Consider the following 25,484-nt stretch of genomic DNA (forward strand, 5'->3'; position numbering starts at 1 on the left):
ACACTCTGCGCTTCTTCAATCGTCTCCGATGGAGCGCGCATGTACGCATCGACCTTCATTTTTCGTGCCGGGCAATACGACGACGAATTCCACCGACTCGACCGGCAGATCGCCGACATGGCGCGCGCGACGCCCGGCTATCTCGGCGAGGAGACGTGGGAGAACACGGAATCGGGGCTGATCCAGAACGTCTATTACTGGGAATCGGAGGCCGCGCTGCAGCAACTGATGCAGCATCCGGCGCACCTCGAAGCGAAGGCGAAACAGGCACACTGGCTGGACGGGTATCGCGTCGTGATCTCGAAGGTGCTGCGCGAGTACGGCGACGGCAAGCTGGCGCAGCCGCATGCAGGGCAGCTCGCGTGACCGGCTGTCTGATTCATTTCTTTGGCATTACGGATGAATAACGGCAGGTTACGCCTGGCTACCCGCATGCGCATGCGGGTTTCGGCGGCGTCGCGTGCAATCAATTCTTCATCAAGCATGGCTAAGGTGGCGGGGCTTCACGTCGTCAGTCTGTCCGAAAACAACGTCCCCACTCGATGTCGTACGGAGCCTTTTCCATGCCGAATCCCGTCCTGTCCGCGAAGCGCCGCCGCGCGCTGCGCGATCGAACCGTTCCCGCCGTCGCACTGACGCTGATCGCCGCCAGCATCGGCGCGTACGCCGCCCAGCACGACGACGGCGACGCCCGTCGTTTCGAGCCGGGTTTCGTGCCGGGCTTCCTGGTGCTCAGCCGCAGCGTTTACGACAACGTGTCGGGCAATGTCCAGCCCGGCGCGATCTTGCCGCCGAACTGCGCAAAAACCACCGGCGGCTGCGGCGCGGCGACCGGCGCGACGAACGACGGCACCTATCCGACCGTGTGGAACAACGATCGCTACGACGGCAGCTTCGGCATCACGTCGCGCATCTTCCTCGACCAGATCACGCCGGGCGGCGGTGTCGTCGGCACGCTCGAAGTGCCGAACAGCCTGCAGAAGGGCTTCGCGCACGACCAGCTCGTGACGAGCTTCAGCTCGAAGTCGGAACTCGGCCTGCACCTGTCGACCGACGGCAACTACCTGACGTTCATGGGTTACGTCGCGCCGGTCAACGCGATCGACGTGTCGAACTCGAACACGCCGGCCGCGGTCGATACGACGAACCCGGATGGGCAGAACGTCTATCGCGCGGTCGCGCGCGTCGATCGTCACGGGCATTTCCGTTTCACCGAGACGAATGCGTACAGCGGCAACAACGGTCGCGCAGCGATCCTGAACAACCGCGATGGCCGCGACATCTACTACACGTCGGGCAACGCCGGCAACGGCGCGAATCCGCAACCCGACGGTGTGATCCTCGGCGCGGGCGCGCAACTGATCGACGCGTCGAAGCATCACGAAGCGCAGCAGGACCCGGGCATGCCGACGCCGCTCGCGAGCTTCTCGGTCACGGAGCTCGGCGCGAAGGCCGACAAGATCGGCAAGGACGACAACTTCCGCGGCATCACGGTGCACGATAACGTCGTGTACTACTCGAAAGGCAGCGGCGGCAACGGCGTGAACACGGTGTACTTCGTCGATACGACCGGCACGGCATGCCCGTCGGGCGTCGGCGTGCCGTCGCCGAAGGCCGTGTTGCCGACGGCGCCGCTCGCGTACAACGCGGCCACGCTGCAAACGACGGGCCTGCCGAACAACATGTGCGTGCTGGCCGGCTTCCCGAGCACGCCGAACAAGACCGCGACGACGCTGTCCTACCCGTTCGGGATGTGGTTCGCCGACGCGAACACGCTGTACGTCGCGGACGAAGGCGACGGCTACACGGGCGGCCAGGACCTGTACACGCATGCGGCCGCGCAGACGGGCGCCGGCCTGCAGAAGTGGGTGTACGACGCGCTCGCGAAGCAGTGGAAGCTCGCGTACACGCTGCAGAACGGGCTGAATCTCGGCACGCCGTACACGGTGGCCGGTTACCCGGCCGGCAGCAACTCGGCGACCGGCCTGCCGTGGGCGCCCGCAACCGACGGCCTGCGCAACCTGACGGGCCGCGTCGAGCCCGACGGCACGGTGACGATCTGGGCGATCACGTCGACCGTCAGCGGCAACGGCGATACCGGCGCGGACCCGAACCGTCTGGTCGCGGTGCGCGACGTGTTGAAGAACACGAGCGCGGCGACGGCCGCGCACGAGCAGTTCGCGGTGCTGCGCACGGCGAAGTTCGCGGAAGTGCTGCGCGGCATCGAGTTCGCGCCGGGTACGTGGGCGGCGCGGTCGCATTGAGGCACGCCATGCCCGCGTGATGCGGGAACGGGGAGCGTGGCCGCCTGTTGCGCGGCGGCGCTCCCCGAACGTTTTCTTTGGCGCGCGCGTTCAATCGGCGCGTTGCGTTTCACCGTCTTTCGGCGCTGCCTGCGGCGTGTCGGCGCTGGACTGCCTGCCCGACGCCGCAACACATCGGCTCACGCCACATCAAAGCGCTTCGACCAGCCGCCGCGTGCTTTTCTCGCAGTATTCGTGACACGCGGCCCGCGCGGCGACGGACGCGCCGTGCACGAACCGCGGCGCATCCGCGCGCCGCGACATCGACACGACGATCGACGGCGGCGACGGCTGCAGCGGCAGCTCGACGACTTCGCCGCTCTCGATCAGTGCATCGACGAACAGCACCGGAATCGCGGCGACGCCGAAGCCGTCGCGCACGAGCTGCACGATCACCGAAATCGACGGCGACCCGGTGATGCGCGTGTCCGACAGCGGCACGCCGTGCGCATGCGCGAGCGTGCGCACGATGTCTTCGAGCGCGCGATGCGGCGCGGTGCCGCGCCCGTAGGTGAGGATCGGCTGGCGCAGCACCTGCCGCGCGAGGCCCGTGCGCGTGTTCGGCAGCAGCCCCGCGCGCGCGATCCAGCGCACCGGGTAGTTCGCGAGCGCATCGCAGACGACCGACGCCTCGTCGCTGCCTTCGACGCGGATGATCAGGTCGAGCTCGCCGGCCATCAGCCGGCGCTGCAGCACGACGCTCACGTCGACGGTCAGATCCACTTCGAGCTGCGGATAATCGGCCGCGAGGCGGCGCAGGTAGTGCGGCAGCCAGCTGTGCACGACCGTCTCGATCACGCCGAGCCGCAGCTTGCCGAGCAGCGCGCTTTCGCCGGACGCGGCGGCCTGCAGCTGCTGCGTGGCTTCCACGACCGCCTTCGCATAACCGAGCAGGTACTCGCCGTTCGGCGTGAGCCGGAATTCGCGGCTGTCGCGATCGACGAGTATCGTCTGCAGTTCGTCCTCGAGCGCCTTCAGGCGCTGCGAGATCGCGGCCGGCGTCGCGTGCAGCGCGGCGGCCGTCGTGCGGAAGTTGCGCAGCTTCGCGAGCGTGACGAAGGTTTCGAGAAAACGCGTGTTCATGGCGGTCGGGCGGACGGTGGATGCGCAGCTTGCCGGTGAGGAAAAGTGAACGGGACCGGGGAAAACCCGGAGATCCGTTAAGAAATTCTATACACGAAGCGCAAAAAAACTCGTTGGCGACAAAATTTTTTCTTTTCTATTCTTCGCCGTATCCGATGACACGACACCGTCATCCCGACCACACTCCGATCTGCCAATGAACACCATGACGCCTTCCGAATTCCGCCAGTCCGTGCGCCACGGCGCGTTTCGCGGCCCGACCGCCGGCCACTGCGGCCCGTTCGCGCAAGCGAATCTCGCGATCCTGCCCGATGCGTACGCGCACGATTTCCTGCGTTTCTGCCAGGCGAACCCGAAAGCGTGCCCGCTGCTCGGCGTCGGCGAACCGGGCGCGTTCCGGATCGACGCGCTCGGCGAGGATCTCGACATCCGCACCGACGTGCCGAGCTACAACCTCTACCGCGACGGCCGCCTGACCGAACGCGTCGAGTCGCTGGAAGCCGTGTGGCGCGACGATTTCGTCGTGTTCGCGATCGGCTGCTCGTTCTCGTTCGAGGACATGCTGGCGCGCGAAGGCATCGCATTGCGCCACGTCGAGGAAGGGCGCAACGTGCCGATGTACCGCACGTCGATCCCGAACCGCCGCGCGGGGATTTTCGGCGGCCAGCTCGTCGTGTCGATGCGGCCGATGCGCGGCGCCGACGCGATCCGCGCGGTGCAGATCACGAGCCGCTTCCCGGGCGTGCACGGCGCACCGATCCATATCGGCCACCCGCAGGAGCTGGGCATCGCCGATCTGAACGCGCCCGAATTCGGCGACGCGGTGACGATCCGCGACGGCGAGCTGCCGGTGTTCTGGGCGTGCGGCGTGACGCCGCAAACCGCGCTGATGGACGCGAAGCTGCCGATCGCGATCGCGCATACGCCCGGCCACATGCTGATGACCGACATCACGAACGCGTCGCTGGCCGTGTTCTGATCCGGGATGGCGGCTGACCGCACCACGCAGGCACGACATACGCACGCACGACACACCACACCGCTTTGACGGCGCATAACGACAGGAGCACCACCATGGAAAGCAAGACCTTCGCGGCGCCGGCCGCCGAGCCCGCGAGCCCCGAGAGCCGCGGCCTGTTCTCGTGGTACGGCGACGCGCAGCCGCGCGAGCGCCGCGCCTTCTGGAGCTGCAAGGTCGGCTACATGCTCGACGGGATGGACACGCAGATGCTGTCGTTCGTGATCCCGACGCTCGTGGCGACCTGGGGCATCTCGTTCGCGGACGCGGGCTTCATCGGCACGATGACGCTGCTCGCATCGGCGCTCGGCGGCTGGATCGCCGGCATCCTGTCGGACCGGATCGGCCGCGTGCGCACGCTGCAGCTCACCGTGCTGTGGTTCGCGGTGTTCACGGCCCTGTGCGGGCTCGCGCAGAACTATCACCAGCTGCTCGCCGCGCGTGCGCTGATGGGCTTCGGCTTCGGCGGCGAATGGACGGCCGGCGCGGTGCTGATCGGCGAAGTGATCCGCGCGCGCGATCGCGGCAAGGCGGTCGGCCTCGTGCAGTCGGGCTGGGCGATCGGCTGGGGGCTGTCGGCGCTGCTGTATGCGCTGCTGTTCTCGGTGCTGCCGGCCGAGGACGCATGGCGCGCGCTGTTCCTCGTCGGGCTGGCGCCCGCGCTGCTCGTCGTCGTGATCCGCCGCTACGTGAAGGAGCCGGACGTCTACGAGAAGGAGAAGGCCGCGCAGGCGAAGGTGGCCGACGCGCCGCGCTTCACCGAGATCTTCGCGCCGAAGCTGATCACGACGACGCTGCGCGCGGCGCTGCTGACGACCGGCGCGCAGGGCGGCTACTACGCGATCACGACGTGGCTGCCGACCTTCCTCAAGACCGAACGGCACCTGACGGTGATGGGCACCGGCGGTTATCTCGCGATGATCATCCTCGGCTCGTGGGTCGGCTACCTGACGAGCGCGTACCTGACCGACCGCCTCGGCCGCAAGCCGAACTTCATCCTGTTCGCGGTCGGCTCGATGGTGATCGCGTTCGCCTACACGTCGCTGAACCTGACCAACGCGTCGATGCTGTGGCTCGGTTTCCCGCTCGGCTTCTTCGCATCGGGCATCTTCTCGGGGATGGGCGCGTTCCTTACCGAGCTGTTCCCGACCCGCGTGCGCGGCTCCGGCCAGGGCTTCTGCTACAACGTGGGCCGTGCGATCGGCGCACTGTTCCCGTTCCTGATCGGCGCGCTGTCGAAGCAATACGGCCTCGGCACGAGCATCGGGATCTTCGCGGTCGCCGCGTACGGCGTCGTGATCGTCGCCGCGCTGACGCTGCCCGAGACGCGCGGCCGCGAACTCGACGCCGCGTAAGCGGCGGGGCGGCCCGCCCTCCGTTTTCTTTCCCTTTTCATCGACACCGTGACGCGGCGCGCCAGGCGCGCCGTGCGGCGGCGCTCGTCCTTCGAATCAACGACGCATCGACCCGACATCATGACTGACCGACACCTTTCTCCCGTTTCCTCCGACGCCGCCCGCTGGCAATTCTGGATCGACCGCGGCGGCACGTTCACCGACATCGTCGCGCGCCGGCCCGACGGCACGCTCGTCACGCACAAGCTGCTGTCGGAGAACCCCGAGCAGTATCGCGACGCGGCCGTGGCCGGCATCCGCCACCTGCTCGGCCTCGCCGACGGCGAGCCGATCACGCCCGAGCGCGTCGACATGGTGAAGATGGGCACGACGGTCGCGACTAATGCGCTGCTCGAACGCAAGGGCGAACGCACCGCGCTCGCGACGACGCGCGGCTTTCGCGACGTGCTGCGCATCGCGTACCAGAACCGTCCGCGCCTGTTCGATCTCGACATCGTGCTGCCCGACGCGCTGTATGAAACCGTCGTCGAGATCGACGAGCGCATCGGCGCGCATGGCGACATCGTCTCGCCGCTCGATCAGGGCCAGGCCGAGGCGTCGCTGCGCCGCGTATACGACTCGGGCGTGCGAGCGCTCGCGATCGTGCTGATCCACGGCTATCGCTACACCGCGCACGAACGCGCACTCGCGGCGCTCGCGCGCCGCATCGGCTTCACGCAGGTGTCCGTGTCGCACGAGGTGTCGCCGCTGATGAAGATGGTGTCGCGTGGCGACACGACCGTGGTCGACGCGTACCTGTCGCCGATCCTGCGCCGCTACGTCGAGCAGGTCGCGCACGAGATGCCGGGCGTGAACCTGCAGTTCATGCAGAGCAGCGGCGGGCTGACGCGCGCCGACGCGTTCCAGGGCAAGGACGCGATCCTGTCGGGCCCGGCGGGCGGCATCGTCGGGATGGTGCGCGCCGCGCGCGCGGCCGGCTTCGCGCAGGTGATCGGCTTCGACATGGGCGGCACGTCGACCGACGTGTCGCACTACAACGGCGAGTTCGAGCGCGTGTTCGAGACGCAGGTGGCCGGCGTGCGGATGCGCGCGCCGATGATGAGCATCCACACGGTCGCGGCCGGCGGCGGCTCGGTGCTCGGCTTCGACGGCGCGCGGCTGCGCGTCGGGCCCGAATCGGCCGGCGCGAACCCGGGGCCGGCCGCATACCGGCGCGGCGGCCCGCTGACGGTCACCGACTGCAACGTGATGCTCGGCAAGATCCAGCCCGATCACTTCCCGCGCGTGTTCGGCCCGCATGCGAACGAGCCGCTCGATCGCGACGGCGTGGTTGCGAAGTTCGAGGCGCTCGCCGACGAAATCCACGCGGCGACCGGGCGGCGCGAAACGCCCGAGGCGCTGGCCGAAGGTTTCCTGGAAATCGCGATCGGCAGCATGGCGAACGCGATCAAGAAGATTTCCGTGCAGCGCGGCCACGACGTGTCGCGCTACGTGCTGACGACCTTCGGCGGCGCGGGTGGCCAGCACGCGTGCGGCGTGGCCGACGCGCTCGGGATGACGCAGGTGTTCGCGCATCCGCTCGCAGGCGTGCTGTCCGCCTACGGGATGGGTCTCGCCGACCAGACCGCGATGCGCGAGCGCGCGGTCGAGGCGGTGCTGTCCGACGCGTCGCTGCCGGCGCTGAACGCGGCGCTCGACCGGCTCGCCGACGAGGCCGTCGGCGCGCTGCTCGAACAGGGCGTGCCGCCGGAGCGGATCGCGACCGGGCGGCGCGTACACCTGCGCTACCAGGGCACCGATTCGGCGCTCGACGTGCCGGCCGGCAGCGTCGATGCGATGCAGCAGGCTTTCGAGGCCGCGTACCGGCAGCGTTATGCATTCCTGATGCCCGGCACGCCGCTCGTCGCCGAACTGGCGTCGGTCGAGGCGATCGGCCGCTCGGACGCGCCGGTGGAAATCGCGCCGCTCGCGCCGCGCGCCGGCGGCGACACGCCGCGCGCCCACAGCGCCGTGCGCTTCTATTCCGGCGGCACGTGGCACGACGCGGCGCTGTACGTGCGCGACACGCTGCTGGCCGGCGACGCGATCGACGGCCCGGCGATCGTCGCCGAGAAGAACGGCACGACCGTCGTCGAGCCCGGCTGGCGCGCGCAGATGACCGCGCAGGGCAATCTCGTGCTGACGCGCGCGACGCCGCTGCCGTCGCGCCGCTCGCTCGGCACCGACGCCGATCCGGTGCGGCTCGAAATCTTCAACAACCTGTTCATGTCGATCGCCGAGCAGATGGGGCTGCGGCTGCAGAACACCGCGTACTCGGTGAACATCAAGGAGCGGCTCGACTTCTCGTGCGCGATCTTCGACGGCGACGGCAACCTGATCGCGAACGCGCCGCACATGCCCGTGCATCTCGGCTCGATGGGCGAGAGCATCCGCACGGTGATCGAGCGCAACCGCGGCCGCATGCGCGACGGCGACGTGTTCATGCTGAACGACCCGTATCACGGCGGCACGCACCTGCCGGACGTGACGGTCATCACGCCGGTGTTCGCGGACGGCTCGGACGCGCCGCTGTTCTACGTCGGCTCGCGCGGCCACCACGCGGACATCGGCGGCACGACGCCGGGCTCGATGCCGCCCGATTCGACCCATATCGACGAGGAAGGCGTGCTGATCGACAACTGGCAGCTCGTGTCGGCCGGCGTGCTGCGCGATGCCGACACGCGCGCGTTGCTCGCGTCGGGCCGCTACCCGGCGCGCAACGTCGAGCAGAACATGGCCGACCTGCGCGCGCAGGTCGCCGCGAACCAGAAGGGCGTCGACGAGCTGCGCCGGATGGTCGCGCAGTTCGGCCGCGACGTCGTGCTCGCGTTCATGGGGCACGTGCAGGACAACGCGGAAGAAGCCGTGCGGCGCGTGATCGGCGCGCTGCAGGACGGCGCGTACCGCTACCCGCTCGACAACGGCGCCGAGATTCGCGTCGCGATCCGCGTCGACCGCGCGGCACGGCGCGCGGAGATCGACTTCACCGGCACGTCCGCGCAGCTCGACAACAACTTCAATGCGCCGAAGGCCGTCTGCATGGCCGCCGTGCTGTACGTGTTCCGCACGCTCGTCGGTGACGACATCCCGCTGAACGCCGGCTGCCTGAAGCCGCTGACGGTGATCGTGCCGGCCGGCTCGATGCTGAACCCCGGGTATCCGGCGGCGGTCGTGTCGGGCAACGTCGAGACGTCGTCGGCGATCACGAACGCGCTGTACGGCGCGCTCGGCTGCGTCGCGTCGAGCCAGGGAACGATGAACAACTTCACATTCGGCAACGATCAATACCAGTACTACGAGACGATCGCGGGCGGCAGCGGCGCGGGCAATGGCTTCGCGGGCGTCGGCGCGGTGCAGACGCACATGACGAACTCGCGGCTCACCGATCCGGAAGTGCTCGAATGGCGCTACCCGGTACGGCTCGATTCGCACCGGATCCGCGCCGGATCGGGCGGCGGCGGACGCTGGCGCGGCGGCGACGGCGCGGTGCGGCGGATCAGGTTCCTCGAGCCGATGACCGCGTCGATCCTGTCGAACAACCGGATCCACGCGCCGTTCGGCGCGGCGGGCGGCGCAGCGGGCGCGCTCGGCCGCAACACGATCGAGCGCGCGGACGGCTCGGTCGAGGCGCTCGACCATATCGGCCGCGCGCAGATGGCGCCGGGCGACGTGTTCGTCGTCGAAACGCCGGGCGGTGGCGGGTACGGCGCGGCGCTCTGAGCGCGGCGCACGCGTGGCGGCGGTGACGGCGGGCGTTCGTGCGGGGCGGCGAACGCCCGCCGCACGTCGCGCGCGCCGGCCGCAACGGCGGCCGTACCGGTTCCACCCGCGCTGGCAGCCGGGCCCGGTAAAACCGCGCGTCGGGGCGGCGTGATCCGGTAAAACACGCCACTCCGGCAGTCGCCTCGATATTGCAAGCAACTGTGGAATAAAACCGCGCATTCACGCACGAAAGGAATCAAAAAGCGGCAAAAAGTCATGTCGCGGTCACGCGATCCGACCCTGTCGCCGCGCGCTGCGGCCGGTCGGACCCGGGATGCCGAAATTCGCCGCAAACGCCCGTCCGGCGGGGCACTCCGCCTGTCCCGCCCGCCTCGTTCCAGGCCGCCCCACCTGTTGTTGCGCATGCCGCCAATCATGAAAAATCCGGCTTGCCAATCGAGTCCCGATTCCTTGACACTCTGCTCTAAATGTGAGTGCCAATCCTCATCGTCATTTGATAAGATGGCTCTCATCATTCGTTTGGCAGAACCTGCGCGCGTCAAGCGCGAACGCCGGGTCGCATGAGTTGGAAACAAGTACGGAACGAGGAACGTTGTCACGGCAATCACGGCTGACCTGCCGGGAACGCGCGCTGCGCGGCCCGGGAGGGCAGTCTGCCAGCTCGCCTCCGTCTACACTGTGCGTTTTTTCTGGATCGGGGCGTGTCCATGGATGACGAAAACGATAGCGCGGTGCTCGAGGCGCATGTCGGTACGCGCAGCCCCTGCTGGCGTCTCGGCAGCGACAGCAACGCGCTCGAACTGGCCGCCGTGCGCGGCCTGACCAACGTCGCCGTTGCGCTGACGCTCGAGCAGGCGGCGCGCATCCGCGCGCTGACGGGCGTCACGTCGCATCTGGTGCTCGACATCGTGCTGTTCGGCAATCCGGTCAGCCTCCATCTCGTCGGCAAGAAGGTCGACACGACCGACTGGGCCGGCACGGCCTCCGCCTATTCCGATACCGTGTCCGTCGCGGGCGATCTCGCGCACGGGCTCGCGTTCGCCGAGCAGGTCGTGTCCGAAGTGAATTCGCTCGTCGTGATCCTCGACCGCAACGGGATGGTGCAGCGCTTCAACCGGCTGTGCGAGGAAGTGACCGGCAAGCGCGAGGTCGACGTGATCGGCCGCAGCGCATTCGAGCTGTTCATGAGTCCCGAGCAGGGCGCGCAGTCGCGCAGCAACATCACGGGCTTTTTCGCGAGCAACCATTCGTTCGCGGTCGAGCGCTACATCAACACGGTCAACGGGCCGCGCCTGTTCCAGTTCCGCAACAAGTTCGTGCAGAGCGGCAGCGGCGTCGAGGAACAGTTCCTGATCTGTTCGGGCATCGACATCACCGAGGAGCGCAACGCGCAGCAGCGGCTCACCGAGCTCGCGAACACCGACGTGCTCACCGGGCTGCCGAACCGCCATGCGATCAGCGAGCGCATCCATGCGGCGATCGCCGCGGAGAGCGCCGACAAGCGCGGCCAGGTCGGCATCCTGTTCCTCGATCTCGACAACTTCAAGCGCGTCAACGATCACTACGGACACATCACCGGCGACCGCCTGCTGCAGGACGTGTCCTCGATCATCAGCGGCTGCCTGCCGTCCGGCGCGACGCTCGCGCGGCTCGGCGGCGACGAATTCCTCGTGCTGTTCGAGCAGGGCACGCGGCCGCTGCTCGAAGCGACCGCGCAGATCATCCTCGAACGGTTGCGCACGCCGATTCACCTCGGGCTGATGGAGGTCTACACGAGCTGCTCGATCGGCATCGCGATGCATCCGCAGCACGGCGATTCGCTCGAGACGCTGATCCGCAGCGCCGACACCGCGATGTATGTCGCGAAGGAAGAAGGCAAGCACACGTATCGTGTGTTCTCGCTGGAGATGAACCAGAAGGTCGCGAAGTACATGTGGCTCGACACGAACCTGCGCAAAGCGCTCGAGGAAGAGCAGTTCGTGTTGCACTACCAGCCGGTCGTCGATATCGCGACGGGCGACGTGCACGGCGTCGAGGCGCTGATCCGCTGGCAGTCGCCCGATCGCGGGCTCGTCGCGCCGGTCGAGTTCATCCGCTTCGCGGAGGAGTCGGGCCTGATCGCGCCGCTCGGGCGCTGGGTGATGCGTACCGCGGCCGCACAGGCCGCCGCGTGGAAGGCGAAGGGGCTCGGCATCCGGATCGCGGTGAACGTGTCCGCGCGGCAGTTGCAGGACATGAACATCGTGCACCAGTTCGCGTCGATTCTCGACGGCGCGGGGCTGAAACCCGGCCTGCTCGACATCGAGCTGACCGAGAGTTGCTTCATCGAGGATGAAGATTCGGCCAACGGGCTGATGCGGCAGTTCCGCCAGCTCGGCGCGGAGATTCATCTCGACGATTTCGGCACCGGCTATTCGTCGTTGTCGCAACTGTCGCGCCTGCCGCTCGACGCGATCAAGCTCGACCGCACCTTCATCACCGGCATCGACCGCAATCCGCGTTCGCAGGCGCTGGTGCGCTCGGTCGTGTCGCTCGCGAAGGCGCTGAATTTCGCGGTGGTCGCCGAAGGCGTCGAAACGCATGCGGAAGCCGAATTCCTCAAGCAGCTCGATGTCGATCACGCGCAGGGCTACTACTTCGCGCGCCCGATGCCGGCGCCGGCATTCGAGGCGTGGCTCGCCGAGACGAGGAAGCTCAGGCTGATCGCCTGAGCTTCGTTGCGCGGAAAAGGGCGCCGCCGGCACACGACGGCGCCCGTCGCATCACACCGTGCGCAGCTTCGACACGCGCCGGTTCTGCAGCATCACGAGGCGTTCCATGTACGCGAGGTCCTTCGGCTCGATCGTGAACGCCGCATGTACCCACTCTTCCGTGATGTCCATCAGCTCCGAGCGCGTCAGCTGGAACACGCGGTCGCGTGCGCGCAGCATCGCGCGCACGCCGTTCAGCTTCGGCTTCGTCACGTCGATGAAGGTGCGCGTCGCGAGATACGCGTCGCCGGCATCGAACGTCTGGTCGATCAGCCCGCGATCCTCGTACCACTCGGCCGCATGCGCTTCGCCCGTCGCGATCAGCGATTCCGCGAGCGCGCGATCCGCCTTGCGCGCGACGAGCGAATAGCCGCCCATGCCCGGGAACAGGTTGAACGCGATCTCGGGGAACCCGAGCTTCACGCCCTTCTGCGCGAGCACGTAATGATGCGCGAGCGCGGCCTCGAAACCGCCGCCGAGCGCGCTGCCCTCGACCATCGCGATCGAGATCGCCCCGGTGCCGAAGCCGGTATAGATCTCGTACACGCCGTCGATGCACGAGCGCGCGTAGGCCATCAGCTGGTCGCGCCGGCCGCTGCGGATCGCGTCGACGAAGAAGCTCAGGTCGCCGCCGACGTTGAACAGCTCGGGGACGAGCGAGCCCGTCACCCAGAAGTCGAACGGCAGGCCCGAGTCGCGTGCGACGCGCGCGAGATGGATGATGTCGGTGACGAGTTGCTGGTTGAAACACGGCCGCGGCTCCGATCGCAGCATCATCCACATGACGTTGCGGCCCTCTTCGTAAAAGGCAGTCAGTTGCGTGAGTTCGCCGGCTTCATAAAACGGACGGCACGCCGGATGGGATTGGAGTTGCATGGTATGTCCTCGTGAGATGTGGTTTTTGAAGACCGCCGCGCCCGGCGCCATGCGGGAATCGGGTTGCCCGCCTGGCGCCGGGCGCGAGGCATCGCCATTGTTGCGCGCGCACAAAAGTCGAATTGCGGGGAACAACGCACGACCGGGACGCGGGCCCGGATCGCATTCGTGCGGACGGAGCGGGCGGCGACAGGCGCGGCGATGGATATCGGGAGACGGAAACCCGGGCGCCGGGCATGGCCGGGGCGGGCGGGAAGATCGACCGCGACGCGGCCGGACCGGGTGCGCCGCCCCGCGCGAGCGCGTTCAGGCGGCCGATCCGGCGCGTGGCTGCCGGCGGCGTTCGTTTACACGCTGAAAGCGGCGCGCGGCCGCCGGGCGGCCCTTATGGAAGATGCGGACTGGCGCGACGCCTGCGCGTCGATTAGCTTTAGAAGATCACGCCGCCGCGTCCGGCGCTCCGGGAGGAGACCATGACCGCATTCCAGAAGGTATGGCAGTTGCTGGTCGGAAAGCCGCTGGACCCGCTCGATCCGCGCACGCGGCATGCGATCGCCGTGACGCCGTTGCTGGCCTGGGTCGGGCTCGGCGCCGACGGCCTGTCGTCGTCGTGCTACGGCCCGGAAGAGGCGTTCCTCGCGCTTGCGCACCACACGCCGCTCGCGCTGTTCCTCGCGCTCGCGACGGCGGCGACCGTGTTCATCATCGCGCTCGGCTACAACCAGGTGATCGAGCTGTTCCCGACGGGCGGCGGCGGCTACCGCGTCGCGACGTCGCTGCTCGGCTCGAAGCCGGGGCTCGTGTCGGGCGCGGCGCTGCTGGTCGACTACGTGCTGACGGTTGCGACGTCGCTCGCAAGCGGCGTCGACGCATTCTTCAGCCTGCTGCCGATCAGCGCGCAGGCGTTCAAGCTCACGACCGAAATCGTGCTGATCCTGATGATGACGGGGCTCAACTTCCGCGGGATGCGCGAATCGATCATGGTGCTGCTGCCGATCTTCATCGGCTTCGTCGTGCTGCATTTCGGGCTGATCGTGTACGGCGTCGCGGTGCACGGCAGCAACCTGGCGATGATCGTGCCCGACGCCGTGCACGAGGCGCACGGGATGTCGCAGTCGCTCGGCGTGTTCGTGATGCTTGCGTTGCTGATGCGCGCGTTCTCGCTCGGCGGTGGCACCTATACGGGCCTCGAGGCCGTGTCGAACAACGTGAACATGCTCGCCGATCCGCGCGTGCCGAACGGCAAGGTGACGATGTGGTACATGTCGACGTCGCTCGCGTTCACGGCCGGCGGCATCATCCTGCTGTACATGCTGTGGCACGCGCGGCCCGTCGAAGGCGAGACGCTCAACGCGGTCGTGTTCGGCAGCGTGATCGATCATCTCGGGCTCGGCTCCGCGTTCGCGCGCCACGCGTTGCTCGCGGCCGTGCTCGCGTTCGAAGCCGGGCTGCTGATGGTCGGCGCGCAGACCGGCTTCCTCGACGGCCCGGCCGTGCTGTCGAACATGGCGTCGGATTCGTGGGTGCCGCGCCATTTCCGCGACCTGTCGACGCGCCTCGTGCGGCAGAACGGCATCATCGTCGTCGGCCTGTCGAGCCTGCTGATCCTGTTGTGGACGCACGGCAGCGTCGACGTGCTCGTCGTGCTGTACAGCATCAACGTGTTCCTCACGTTCAGCCTGTCGCTGCTCGGGCTGTGCACGTACTGGTGGCGCCATCGCAGCGAGCGCGGCTGGTTCAAGCATTTCTTCCTGTCGGCGCTCGGGCTGAGCGTGACGGCGACCGTGCTCGTCATCACGCTGGTCGAGAAGTTCACCGCGGGCGGCTGGCTCACGGTGCTCGTGACGAGCGCGGTGATCGCGCTGTGCTTCATGATCAACCGCCACTACGCGTACACGCGCGCGCAACTCGCGAAGGAGGACGCGCTGTTCTCCGGGAAGCCGCCGGAAGTCGACGAGGCCACCGCGCCGGGCAAGCCCGATCCGTTGCAGCCGACGGCCGTGCTGCTGGTCGGCAAGCATCGCGGCGCGAGCATGCACGCGCTGCTGTGGGTCAACCGGCTGTTTCCCGGGCATTTCCGCAACGTGATCTTCCTCGCGGTCGGCGAGGTCGATGCGAAGGCGTACGACGGGCACGAGCATCTCGAACGGCTGCGTCACACGATCACCGAAGCGCTCGACTACTATGTCGCGCACTGCCGCCGCAACGGCATCGCGGCCGACTACCGGATCGCGTTCGGCACGAACCCCGTCGTGGAATTCATGAACCTCGCATCGTCGACGCTCGACGCGTATCCGAACGCCGTGTGCTTCGCGAGCAAGCTGATCTTCCGGCGCGTGAATTTCCTGACCGCGTGGCTGCACAACCAGACGCCCGTCGAATTGCAGGCGCGCCTGCATGTCGAGGGCAAGCAGATGGTGCTGCTGCCGATGAACGTCGGGTAGTGCAGCGCTTTGCTCGAAGCGTGTCGAATCAGCGGGCGATTTTTACATGTGATTGTGCTTATTCCCGATCTCTACGCTTGAATACATCATAATGTGATATAAAATGAAAGCAGGTCTTCGCGCCATCCTGCTTCTGCGTCGTAAATGAACCCGGCCGCGCGACGCGCATCGTGCCGGGCGAACGTCCGGTTCAGGAGAACCGGGCGGCGCGCGCACAGAGCAGGGGCGCCGACGGGCCTCGCCGCGACCGGCGGCGCGATGCGCCGTGCGGTTTCGCGGCGACGACAAGGGAAAATGACGATGCTGGTGACGTTTCGGTCTTCCGCCGCACCCGATATCGTGATGTTGCGTGATCTGGCGCAGTATCTGCTGGGGCTCGTCGGCAAGGGGCTCGACGTGCGCGGTGTGATTTCCACCGACGAGCTGCCGGGCGCGATCGCGCGGCTCGAACAGGCCATCAGGGACGATGCGGCGAGAGAGAGCGCGCATGCGCATTCGACGCTGGCGTTGCACGACGATACGTCGCGGCCCGCGGGCGGGCTCGCGCAGCGCGCGTGGCCGCTGCTGGACATGATGCGTGCGGCCGACGAACAGGGCCGGCACGTGATGTGGGGCGTGTAGGCGCGCATCGTGCGCGTGCCGCCCACGAAACTGGACCTCCGCTGAAAGGCCGGCGGCCTCGCGTCGAACGATGCGTCGGCCGCCGGCCGATTTTTTTGTGCGGCCCGGTTACGAATGATGATGCGTATGCGAGCGCGACGAGCGTCGCGCGGGCCGGTGCAGCAGCCTGTCGCGCGTACGATCGCGGTCGCGCCGGGCCGTGAAGAACAGTACCGCGAACACGAGGATCGTGAGCAGGATCAGGGCCTGGACAATGGCGTTTTCCATGTCGCCTCCGGATGGACAACGGACGAGGTGCGCGACGGCTACCGGTCAGCCGGCAGGCATGACGGTGCCGTCGAGCTGCGTGTCGATGAAGCGCTTGGCCAGCGCGACCGAGATCCTGACCGCGTCCGCGTGGTTGCGAAACACGTGGTGCTTCGGGTCGAGCAGGTGCGTTTCGTGGTACCCGCCCGCATCGCGCCAGTGCACGACAGCGAGCGGTCGGTACAGCGCGCCGAGTTCGAGCCCTTCGCCGGCTACCGGGTCGACGAGCGCGCACGCGCGGATTTCGCACGCACGATAGGTCAGGCAGAGCGGCGATTCCATGACGGTTTCCCGGGCGGGTGCCGGTCGTTCCGACCCCGCGCGGCGGTTGATTGGACGAATCCGCGCCGGGCAATGTTCACGTCAGCATCGGCATCGCTTCGATCAGCGCGATGCCGATCAGCGCGCCGATCGCGGCGCCGACCAGTTTCGGATGCCACCGCTCGAGATGCAGCGCCGTCAGCAGCGCGCCGAACAGGATCACGCCCAGCAGCGCGAATGCAATCACGAGGTAACCGATTTCGAAGTCGTTGTTGATCAGCATGATGTCTCCTTCCCCATGTCGGCATGTCAGGCTCGGCGGCGCGTCGTTCGCTCCGTCGACACCGCACGCACGGATGACATACCGGAATTATATATCACGTCGTGATATAAATGCCGATCTAACGCGGAATCTATTGCGCAAGGGTGGCATTCCGGCATTGCGAAGACAGTCACGCTGCCGTGAGCGGCCGGAGGCTTCGCGAGCAAGCTTCCGCCCCGCGGCTTGACGCTCGCCGGCACGTCACCCACACTGGGTCGCACGATGGCCGCGCGGCGCGCGGCCTGTCATGTGCGCGTCATGCGGGTCGAACCGCCTACGCCGACGCGCAACCCTGGCGTCCCGAAACGAACGCGCGGAGAGCCTCGACGTGGTGCGTTTTCCTTCCAGACTGACCGGCTGCCTGCTCGTCTGCGCCGCTGCGCTCGGCGCCGGCACGACCCTGGCCGACACGGGCAACGCCGGCGACGAAGCCCCCGTCACGCTCGTCAGCGATGTGCACGAATTCGTGATCCAGCACGACGGATCGCTCGACGAGCACGACGATTCGACGCTGCGCGCGAACAATGCGAACGGCATCGACGCGGTCGCGCAGCGCTACGTGTGGTTCGACAAGAATCTCGAGAAGGTCGACCTGCTCGCGGCCGAGACGATCGACCGCGACGGCGTCGCGCGGCCGGTCGGCGCGGACGGCATCCGCGACATACAGGAGCCGCGCTCGGCCGGTGCGCCGACGTTCCAGGACGGGCTGTTGCGCACGGTCGTGTTTCCCGGCGTCGAAGCCGGATGGAGCACGCGCGTCGCGTTCCGCAAGACGCGCACGAAGCCCGTTAATCGCGGCTACTTCGGCTACTACGTGGAGCCGTCGCGCGAGCCCGTCGACAGCCAGCGGCTGATCTTCGACGTGCCGGCCGACATGCCGCTGTACGCGGACGCGCGCGGCTACGTCGCGCTGCCGCCGGTGACCGCGAACGGCCGCACGCGTTACGAATTCGACTACCGGCACGGCCCGTACGACCGCATCGAGAACGGCGCGGTCGGCTACCCGACCTACGGCGACCGGCTCGTCGTGTCGACGCTGCCCGATTACGCGGCGTTCGCCGCGCGCTATCGCAACGCCGCCGTCGACCCGAGCGCGGGCGATCCGGCCGTCGTGCAGCTCGCTCATACGCTCACCGCGGACGCCGCCGATTCACGCGACAAGGCGCGCATCCTGTACGACTGGGTGCAGGCGAACGTGCGCTACGTCGGCCTCTTTCTCGGCGAAACGGCCGCCGCGCCGCATCGCGTGACGGACATCCTGCGCAACCGCTACGGCGACTGCAAGGACCATGTCGCGCTGTTCGGCGCGCTGCTCGCGGCGGTCGGCATCCGCAGCGAGCCGGTGCTGATCAATCTGGGCGCCGTCTATACGCTGCCGTCCGTGCCCGGTTACGGCGGCGGCGCGATCAATCATGCGATCACGTGGCTGCCCGACCTCGCGCTCTACGCGGATACGACGACCGCCGGCATCGCGTTCGGCTACGTGCCGCCGATCGTGATGGATCGCCCCGCGCTGCTGGTCGACACCGGCGTGCTGTCGCGCACGCCGGCCACGCAGCCGCGCGCGCGCATTGCGCGGCTCGCGATCGATGCCGCGCAGCGCGGCGACGCGCGCTTTCATGCGTACATCGAGGACGACGGCTGGACGGCCGAACTCGAACGCAACCTGTTTCGTCGCGCGCCGCGCGACCGCATCGAGCAGCTCGCGACCGAACGCCTGCGGCAAAGCGGCCTGCGCGGCCGTGCGCAACTGTCGACCAGCGACCGGCGCACGACCGACGGCCCGTTCGACGTGACGGTATCGGGCACGCTCGATCACTTCGTGTGGCCCGACGGCACGACCGCGTTGCCCGCGCTGTCGAGCCTCACGGGCGGGATCGCGACGCAGGTCGAAAGCTGGCTGGCCGAACCCGTGCGCACGCAGCCGTGGGGCTGTATCGGCGGCACGTTCGACGAGACCGGCCAGATCGCGCTGCCGGCCGATGTCGTCGTGACCGACCTGCCGGCCGATGCGGCCGTGCACGATCGCTTCGTCGATTTCACGTCGCATTACGTGTTCGACGCGGCCGCGCGTGTCGTGCAGGTCTCGCGGCGGATGAAGGCGGATTTCGGCCGACAGGTGTGCACGCCCGACGAATTCTCGGCGCTGCGCGCGTCGCTCGAACGCATCGAGCGCGACACGCAGGCGCAGATCGTCGTGCGGGCGAAAGGGCGTTGAACGGGCAGGGGCAGTGAGCGCGTTGCCGCCATCGGCGCGACGCGCAGGAGCGACATCATGACGGAACGTGACTACGAGATCGCCGATCTCTCGAAGGAATTGCTGGGCCGGATCGTGCAGGGTACCGTCGCGAGCGGCGCGCCAGTGGACGCAGCACAGTGCGCGGCGCTTGCCGTGCAGTGCGCGACGGCGCTGGTCGACACGCTCGAAGCGCGTAGCGGCTGAACGTAAGCGGACATCCCGCGCGGCGTCAGCTTGAACTGCGTCGGAGCGCGTGCGGCTTCGGAGAGAGGCGACGCACGGCGGCTCCATGCTTGGGTTGCGCGCCAAGCGCCAAGCGCCCAGCGTTACGCGTCGACGCGCACCTCGCCGTCCGCGCGCACGGCGCCCGGCGGCTTGCCGACCACGCGTTTGAACGCGCGGCTGAACGCGGCGAGCGAGCCGTAGCCGAGCCGGTACGCGACGGCTTCGATCGCCTCGTGGTCGCGTGCGATCCACTGCGCGGCGAGCCGCATCCGCAGCTCGGTCAGGTAGCGCACGGGCGTCATCCCGGTCGCCGCGAGAAAGCGCTCGGCGAACACCGAGCGCGATACGCCCGCCTCGGCGGCCAGCTCCGCGACGCTCCAGTTGCGGCCCGGATCGCGATGCAGCGCGACGATCGCGCGGCCGAGCTTCGGCTCGCGCAGCGCCTGCACCCAGCCCGTCGCGTCGCCGCATCCGCACTCGACCCAGCCGCGCACGATGAACGCCGCGACCACGTCCGCGAGCCGCGCGAGGATGCCCGCGAAGCCCGCGCGCGCGGAACAGGATTCGCGCTCCATCGCGTCGAGCATCGGGCGGATTTCCGGGTAGCGCGCGAGCAGCGTGCCGACGTGCATGAACTCGGGCATCGTGCCGACCAGCGGCTGCATGCCGCCGAGATCGAGCTCCATGCACGCGCTGAAGATCAGCGCATCGCCGGTGCCCGGCTCCGCCGTCGCACAGCCTGCGGGCGAGGCGCCGGCCGGCGCCACCGATGCGACCGTATCGCAGATCTTCGCGGCCTCGAAGCCGTGGATCTCGCGGCACGGCGCATCCGGATCGGACACCAGCGAATGCATGCGCCCGTGCGGCAGCAGGATGGCGTCGCCGGCCTCGAGCCGCATCGTTTCGCCGGACGCGTCGCGCAGCAGCACGGGCCCGCGCCCGACGAAGTGGAACTGCGCACGGCCCGGCGCCTGGCCAAAGCGCAATCCGAACGGCCGTGCGACCTGGATGCGGCGGTACTGGACACCGCTCAACCGCATCCCCAGCAGCAGCTCGCTGACGAGGTCGTGCACGTCGGGAATGGGGGGAAGAACGGGATCGGACATTTTGAGATTCGGACGATCGATCAACAAGAGCGGATTGTATGTCATAGACCGTCCTGTTGCCGTTCCTTACGATACGCCGTCATCGGTATTTTCCCTATACGACAACGGAACCACGCATGAATCCCGGAATCTCCTCGGCCGCCACGACGGCGGCCCCCCGCGAACCGGCCTGGGGCGCGGTATTTGCGATGGCACTCGGCGTCTTCGGGCTCGTCACGGCCGAATTCCTGCCCGCGAGCCTGCTCACGCCGATGGCCGAGAGCCTCGGCGTGACCGAAGGCGTGGCCGGGCAGGCCGTCACGGCCACCGCGACGGTCGCGCTCGTCACGAGCCTGCTGATTTCCGCCGTGACGCGCACGATCGACCGGCGCCGCGTGCTGCTCGCGTTCTCGGTGCTGCTCGTCGGAGCGAATCTGGCGGTCGCGTTCGCGCCCAACCTGACGACGCTGCTGATCGGCCGCGTGGTGCTCGGCGTCGCGCTCGGCGGCTTCTGGACGATGGCGACGGCCACCGCGATGCGGCTCGTGCCGACGTCGATGGTGCCGCGCGCGCTGTCGATCATCTTCAGCGGCGTGGCGGTCGCGACGATCGCGTCCGCGCCGATGGGCAGCTACTTCGGTCACCTGATCGGCTGGCGCAACGTGTTCCTGATCGCGGCCGTGCTCGGCGGCGTTTCGTTCGTGTCGCAACTCATGACGCTGCCGTCGATGCCGCCGAGCGGCACGACGCGGCTGCGCACGCTGATCGACGTGCTGCGCCGGCCGACCGTCGGCCTCGGGATGTTCGCGACGATCCTCGTGTTCACCGGGCATTTCGCGTTCTTCACGTATCTGCGGCCGTTCCTCGAACAGGTCGCGGGCGTCGGCGTGAACGGGTTGTCGGCGATCCTGCTCGGCTACGGCATTGCCAACTTCGTCGGCACGTCGCTTGCGGGCCGCGTGCTCGAACACCGGCTGCGGCCGATGCTGATCGCGATGCCCGCGCTGATGGTCGTGCTCGGCATCGCGCTCGTCGCGCTCGGCCGCGCGCCGATGATCGACGCGGTGCTCGTCGCGTTGTGGGGGATGGCGTTCGGCGGCGTGCCGGTTGCGTGGTCGACGTGGGTCACGCGCACCGTGCCGGATGAGGCCGAAAGCGCGGGCGGGCTGATCGTCGCGGCGATCCAGCTCGCGATCGCGACGGGCGCGGCGGCCGGCGGCGTCGTGTTCGATGCGAACGGCGCGGCCGGCGTGTTCGTGGGCGCGGCCGTCGTGCTGGCCGTCGCGGTCGCGACGATCGTGACCGGCGTGCCGAAGCGGGTCGGCGTGGTGCCCGCGCTGGCGGAATGACCGGCGCCGGCGGGCCGCCTGGCGCGATCGCGCATCGGCCCGCCGCTCAACGCGCCGGCGCGTGCGCGTCGAGCAACCGCCGGTGGCGCGCTTCGGTCGCGTCGTCGGCGGGAAACATGCATTCCATGCGCAACTCCTGCGCGGCGGCGCTTTGCGGTGTGCCGACCGTCGTGACCAGCGAGAAATAACGCAGCACGACGCCTTCGTGCACGAAGCCGATCGGGATGACCGGCATCGCGGGCGCGGCGGCCGGCGCCGGCGGCGTGTTCCAGTCGTGCGGCGCATCGGGAAACGCGAGCAGGTCGTCGAGCAGGTGCCGCGTGTCGTCGTCGAGCACGCGGCCGACCGATTCGCGATGCACGCGCTGCAGCAGGCTGCGCGATACGGTGTCCCAGTCGGCCACGAACGGCCGCATGCCGTGCGGATCGAACATCAGGCGCAGCAGGTTGCGCGGGCCTTCGCGTGCGGCCATGTCGATGAAGCAGCCGAAAAAACGCGGGGCCGCATCGTTGGTCATCAGCACGTTCCAGTGGCGGTCCATCACGATCGCCGGAAACGGATCGTGCTGGCGCACGACCCGCTCGAGCGCGCGGATCACGCCCTGCATCTCCTGCGCGTCCCACGGCGCTTCCGAATACACGGGCGCATACCCGGCCGCGAGCAGCAGCGCGTTGCGCTCGCGCAGCGGCACATCCAGCGTCTGCGCGAGCGTGAGCAGCGTGTCGCGGCCCGGCACGCTGCGCCCGCTTTCGATGAAACTGATCTGGCGTTGCGAGATGCCCGCGTCGAGCGACAGGTCGAGCTGGCTCACGCCGCGCACGTCGCGCCAGTAGCGCAACAACCGGCCCAGTTCGTGCGGCGGCGCGTTCGGATCGCGGCGGCTGGCGTTCATCGGATGGCCCTGATCGTTCCGTGATCGACGCGCACGACTATATCGGACTCACGCGGCGTGCGCATGCCACGCGAATGCGTCGAACGGCGCTTCGAGCGCCGGCCGCGCGACGCTGCCGACGTAGTTCGTGATCGTCGATGCGGCGACTACCGCAATCACTTCGAGCAACTGCTCGGCACTGAATCCGGCGTCGACGAACGATTGCCGGTCGGCGTCGGCGATGCGGCCGCGGGTTTCGATCAGCGTGCGCGCCGTGGCCGACAGCGCGGCCAGTTTCGCGTCGCCGGGCAGGCCACCGCGCCGGATCGCATCGACGTCGGCGGGCGATACGCCCTGTTTCAGCGCGAGCGCGGTGTGGAATGCGACCGGCCATTCGCTCGCGTTCGTGACCGCGTTGGTGAGCAGCAGCGTCTGGATCTGCGGCTCGGTGAGGCTGCTTGCGTGCACGCGTTCGAACAGGCCGATGAAGCCGTTGATCAGCACCGGCGATGCGGCCATCGCCGCCGCGATGTTCGGGATCAGGCCGAAGGTCTGCTGGAGTTGCCGGAGTACGGGCTGCGATTCGGCCGGCGCCGAGTCGACCGTATGAAGCGGATAGGCGGACATGATGTCTCCCGGGTGAGGCGCGCCGCCGGAATGGCGGCGCGACACCCGAAGCGTAGGGGCGGGCATGTCGGGCGCCAATTACATCGGATGTAATCGTTCGACGCGCGCGCGACGGCCGTCCGTGCCGCGATTCCGCTAGCCGCCTTGCTTGACCAGCGTCGCAAGCGCCTTCATCGCCTGCAGATACGGATACGGCCCGTGGCTGATGCGGGCCACGCCGTATTCCGCGAGTTCGGCGAGCGTCGGCGTTTCCGACACGCGCATCACGTTCACCGGCAGCGGCGACGCGGCCGTCAGCGCGCGAATGAGCGCCGGCGAACGAAGGCCAGGCACGAACAAGCCGTTCGCACCGGCCGCTGCGTACGCACGTGCGCGCGCCAGCGTTGCGTCGAGCAGCCGTTCGTCGTGCGTGTCGGCCGCGGCCTTGAAGAACACGTCGGTGCGCGCATTGATGAAATAGTCGGCGCCCGCGCGATCGGCCGCCTGCCGTGCCGCCGCGACGCGGGTCGCAGCTCCTTCGGCGTCGCGCAGTTCGCCCGTTGCCGGAAAGCTGTCCTCGAGATTGCAGCCGATCGCGCCGGCCTGGATGCTGAGCGCGATCGTCTCGGCGACATCTTCCGGCCGCTCGCCGTATCCGCTTTCGAGATCGACGGTGACCGGCAGGTCGGTTGCACGCGTGATCCGTTCGAGCACTTCCATCATCAGCGCCCGCGGCATCTGCTCGCCGTCGACGAAACCGTTGGCTGCCGCCACCGACCAGCTGCCGGTGGCCAGCGCGACGGCGCCCGCGTCGGCCGCCGTGCGCGCGCTGCCGGCATCCCACACGTTGAACAGCGCCAGCGGCTGGCCCGCGCGGTGAAGCGAACGGAAATACGCGCCTTTCTCATTGCTGCCCATGCTTGTCTCTCCTTGTGAAAACCGGGTCGTTGGTCGTGCCGAACGATACTGCCACCGTATCGAGCGCCGCGAGGAAATCGCGCGCATCGAACAATTCGCCGAGGCTGCGTACGCCGCCTGACACGACGGCATTGCCGGTCATCAGGCGCACGGCCGCTTCGACGATGATCGGCGCGCTCACCGCGTAGATGTCGCGTCCCGATGCGGTGACGCGGTGCGTCGTGCCGCCCTGCACGACGATCGCGTCCATCGCGAACTGCTGTGCCGAGCGGCCGAGCGCGTCGGCCGGCTCGGGCGCCGGCGTGGCGGCATCGCGCACGTCGCGCAGCGCCAGCGTCGCGAGCCACGATTCGATCGTATCGATGCGCAGATGACGCGACAGTGTCATCACTTCCGAAAACGGCAGCAGCGTTACGCCGACGCTGCCGATCGGCGGCGCGAACGGCCACGTGCGTTCGAGTGCCGTTGAAGGAACCGGTGTCGGGTTGCCATCCTTCTGGATGAGCCGCACCGCGTGATTGCGTTCGCCGGTCACGCGCGTGCCGCGCGTCGGATGCCAGCTGTCGAGCCCGGTCGCGATGTCGACGCGGTCGATCGGCTGGTTCCTGTCGGCGACGGCCGTGACGAGCAGGTCGGCCAGGCCGCCGTAGAACGCCGCGGCGGGCACGATGGTCACGCCGGCGGCGCGCGCACGGGCGTCGGTTCGTTCGGCCAGCGCCAGCACCGAAGGCTGTTCGGCCGTCAGGTCGAGGTAGGGGATGCCGGCTCGCAACGCGGCATCGGCGAGCGGCAGCGCGGTATCGAGGTACGGCCCCGCGCAGTTGATCACGGCATCCGCGCCGTGCAGTGCGGCATCGAGCGCGGCCGGATCGTCGATCGCCGCGACGCGTGACGAACCGGCGTCGCCGCCACCTTCCGCGAGCCGCGCCGCATCGCGCCCGATGCGGATCGCGCCGAGCCCGCGCCGTGCCAGTTCGGCGAGGACGAACCGCCCGGTGTGACCCGTGGCGCCATAGACTGCAACCGTCATCCGATCATTCATGATCAACTCCGATACAGAACGGTCTGTTTTATAGTACAGACCTGTAGC

General features: G+C 68.3%; 21 protein-coding genes. 11 read left to right on the top strand and 10 right to left on the bottom strand.

The window, feature by feature from the left end:
• Positions 1–39: 39 nt before the first annotated feature.
• Positions 40–366, top strand: a complete 327-nt coding sequence (locus BBJ41_RS30465) for an antibiotic biosynthesis monooxygenase family protein (protein WP_069749879.1) — start codon at positions 40–42, stop codon at positions 364–366.
• Between the two features lie 197 nt (positions 367–563).
• Positions 564–2,264 (top strand): hypothetical protein, encoded by a 1,701-nt coding sequence (locus BBJ41_RS30470; RefSeq protein ID WP_069749880.1) that lies wholly within the window; start codon positions 564–566, stop codon positions 2,262–2,264.
• 189 nt (positions 2,265–2,453) lie between these two features.
• On the opposite strand, the gene BBJ41_RS30475 is transcribed toward BBJ41_RS30470, so the two are convergent.
• The gene (locus BBJ41_RS30475) at positions 2,454–3,386 is read right to left on the bottom strand and encodes a LysR family transcriptional regulator (protein ID WP_069749881.1); all 933 of its coding nucleotides are present in this window, start codon (positions 3,384–3,386) and stop codon (positions 2,454–2,456) included.
• 205 nt (positions 3,387–3,591) lie between these two features.
• On the opposite strand from BBJ41_RS30475, the gene BBJ41_RS30480 reads away from it, so the two are divergent.
• The 4 genes from BBJ41_RS30480 (at position 3,592) to pdeR (ending at position 12,232) form a co-directional block, all read left to right on the top strand.
• Positions 3,592–4,365 carry a putative hydro-lyase gene (locus BBJ41_RS30480; protein ID WP_069750448.1) on the top strand — a complete coding sequence of 258 codons (774 nt, stop codon included), beginning with the start codon at positions 3,592–3,594 and terminating at the stop codon, positions 4,363–4,365.
• Between the two features lie 95 nt (positions 4,366–4,460).
• Positions 4,461–5,759: an MFS transporter gene (locus BBJ41_RS30485; RefSeq protein ID WP_069749882.1), complete on the top strand. Its 1,299-nt coding sequence runs from the start codon at positions 4,461–4,463 to the stop codon at positions 5,757–5,759.
• 120 nt (positions 5,760–5,879) lie between these two features.
• Positions 5,880–9,518 (top strand): hydantoinase B/oxoprolinase family protein, encoded by a 3,639-nt coding sequence (locus BBJ41_RS30490; RefSeq protein ID WP_069749883.1) that lies wholly within the window; start codon positions 5,880–5,882, stop codon positions 9,516–9,518.
• A 710-nt stretch (positions 9,519–10,228) separates the two neighbouring features.
• Positions 10,229–12,232, top strand: a complete 2,004-nt coding sequence (gene pdeR, locus BBJ41_RS30495; protein WP_069749884.1) for a cyclic di-GMP phosphodiesterase — start codon at positions 10,229–10,231, stop codon at positions 12,230–12,232.
• Between the two features lie 51 nt (positions 12,233–12,283).
• Here pdeR and BBJ41_RS30500 read toward each other — a convergent pair whose 3' ends face one another.
• Complete coding sequence (locus BBJ41_RS30500) at positions 12,284–13,147, bottom strand: crotonase/enoyl-CoA hydratase family protein (RefSeq protein ID WP_069749885.1); 864 nt, start codon at positions 13,145–13,147, stop codon at positions 12,284–12,286.
• A 473-nt stretch (positions 13,148–13,620) separates the two neighbouring features.
• Here BBJ41_RS30500 and BBJ41_RS30505 point away from each other — a divergent pair, with 473 nt between their 5' ends.
• Entirely contained in the window at positions 13,621–15,591 is a 1,971-nt protein-coding gene (locus BBJ41_RS30505; protein ID WP_069749886.1) for an APC family permease, read from the top strand.
• A 300-nt stretch (positions 15,592–15,891) separates the two neighbouring features.
• Positions 15,892–16,212 (top strand): DUF1840 domain-containing protein, encoded by a 321-nt coding sequence (locus tag BBJ41_RS30510; RefSeq protein ID WP_069750449.1) that lies wholly within the window; start codon positions 15,892–15,894, stop codon positions 16,210–16,212.
• A 108-nt stretch (positions 16,213–16,320) separates the two neighbouring features.
• On the opposite strand, the gene BBJ41_RS41310 is transcribed toward BBJ41_RS30510, so the two are convergent.
• From BBJ41_RS41310 to BBJ41_RS30520, 3 genes are all read right to left on the bottom strand, one after another.
• Positions 16,321–16,479, bottom strand: a complete 159-nt coding sequence (locus tag BBJ41_RS41310; RefSeq protein ID WP_167362227.1) for a hypothetical protein — start codon at positions 16,477–16,479, stop codon at positions 16,321–16,323.
• Between the two features lie 45 nt (positions 16,480–16,524).
• The gene (locus BBJ41_RS30515; protein WP_069749887.1) at positions 16,525–16,800 is read right to left on the bottom strand and encodes a hypothetical protein; all 276 of its coding nucleotides are present in this window, start codon (positions 16,798–16,800) and stop codon (positions 16,525–16,527) included.
• Between the two features lie 76 nt (positions 16,801–16,876).
• Positions 16,877–17,062, bottom strand: a complete 186-nt coding sequence (locus BBJ41_RS30520) for a hypothetical protein (protein ID WP_069749888.1) — start codon at positions 17,060–17,062, stop codon at positions 16,877–16,879.
• 367 nt (positions 17,063–17,429) lie between these two features.
• On the opposite strand from BBJ41_RS30520, the gene BBJ41_RS30525 reads away from it, so the two are divergent.
• Together BBJ41_RS30525 and BBJ41_RS41315 are read left to right on the top strand one after the other, a co-directional pair.
• Positions 17,430–19,319: a DUF3857 and transglutaminase domain-containing protein gene (locus BBJ41_RS30525; RefSeq protein ID WP_069749889.1), complete on the top strand. Its 1,890-nt coding sequence runs from the start codon at positions 17,430–17,432 to the stop codon at positions 19,317–19,319.
• Between the two features lie 57 nt (positions 19,320–19,376).
• Positions 19,377–19,544 (top strand): hypothetical protein, encoded by a 168-nt coding sequence (locus BBJ41_RS41315; RefSeq protein WP_167362228.1) that lies wholly within the window; start codon positions 19,377–19,379, stop codon positions 19,542–19,544.
• Between the two features lie 122 nt (positions 19,545–19,666).
• Here the strand turns inward: BBJ41_RS41315 and BBJ41_RS30530 are convergent, their stop codons facing one another.
• Positions 19,667–20,716, bottom strand: a complete 1,050-nt coding sequence (locus BBJ41_RS30530) for an AraC family transcriptional regulator (protein WP_069749890.1) — start codon at positions 20,714–20,716, stop codon at positions 19,667–19,669.
• A gap of 71 nt (positions 20,717–20,787) precedes the next feature.
• Between BBJ41_RS30530 and BBJ41_RS30535 the strand changes: the two genes are divergently transcribed.
• Positions 20,788–21,999 carry an MFS transporter gene (locus BBJ41_RS30535; protein WP_069749891.1) on the top strand — a complete coding sequence of 404 codons (1,212 nt, stop codon included), beginning with the start codon at positions 20,788–20,790 and terminating at the stop codon, positions 21,997–21,999.
• Positions 22,000–22,045: 46 nt separating this feature from the next.
• Here the strand turns inward: BBJ41_RS30535 and BBJ41_RS30540 are convergent, their stop codons facing one another.
• The 4 genes from BBJ41_RS30540 to BBJ41_RS30555 form a co-directional block, all read right to left on the bottom strand.
• Positions 22,046–22,891: a helix-turn-helix domain-containing protein gene (locus tag BBJ41_RS30540; RefSeq protein WP_069749892.1), complete on the bottom strand. Its 846-nt coding sequence runs from the start codon at positions 22,889–22,891 to the stop codon at positions 22,046–22,048.
• A 48-nt stretch (positions 22,892–22,939) separates the two neighbouring features.
• Positions 22,940–23,497 (bottom strand): carboxymuconolactone decarboxylase family protein, encoded by a 558-nt coding sequence (locus BBJ41_RS30545; RefSeq protein WP_069749893.1) that lies wholly within the window; start codon positions 23,495–23,497, stop codon positions 22,940–22,942.
• Between the two features lie 135 nt (positions 23,498–23,632).
• The gene (locus tag BBJ41_RS30550; RefSeq protein WP_069749894.1) at positions 23,633–24,394 is read right to left on the bottom strand and encodes an isocitrate lyase/PEP mutase family protein; all 762 of its coding nucleotides are present in this window, start codon (positions 24,392–24,394) and stop codon (positions 23,633–23,635) included.
• Positions 24,381–25,436: a saccharopine dehydrogenase family protein gene (locus BBJ41_RS30555; RefSeq protein ID WP_069749895.1), complete on the bottom strand. Its 1,056-nt coding sequence runs from the start codon at positions 25,434–25,436 to the stop codon at positions 24,381–24,383. Before BBJ41_RS30555 ends, BBJ41_RS30550 begins: the two co-directional genes overlap by 14 nt.
• Between the last annotated feature and the right edge of the window lie 48 nt (positions 25,437–25,484).

The organism is Burkholderia stabilis (assembly GCF_001742165.1).
GTDB classification, from domain to species: domain Bacteria; phylum Pseudomonadota; class Gammaproteobacteria; order Burkholderiales; family Burkholderiaceae; genus Burkholderia; species Burkholderia stabilis.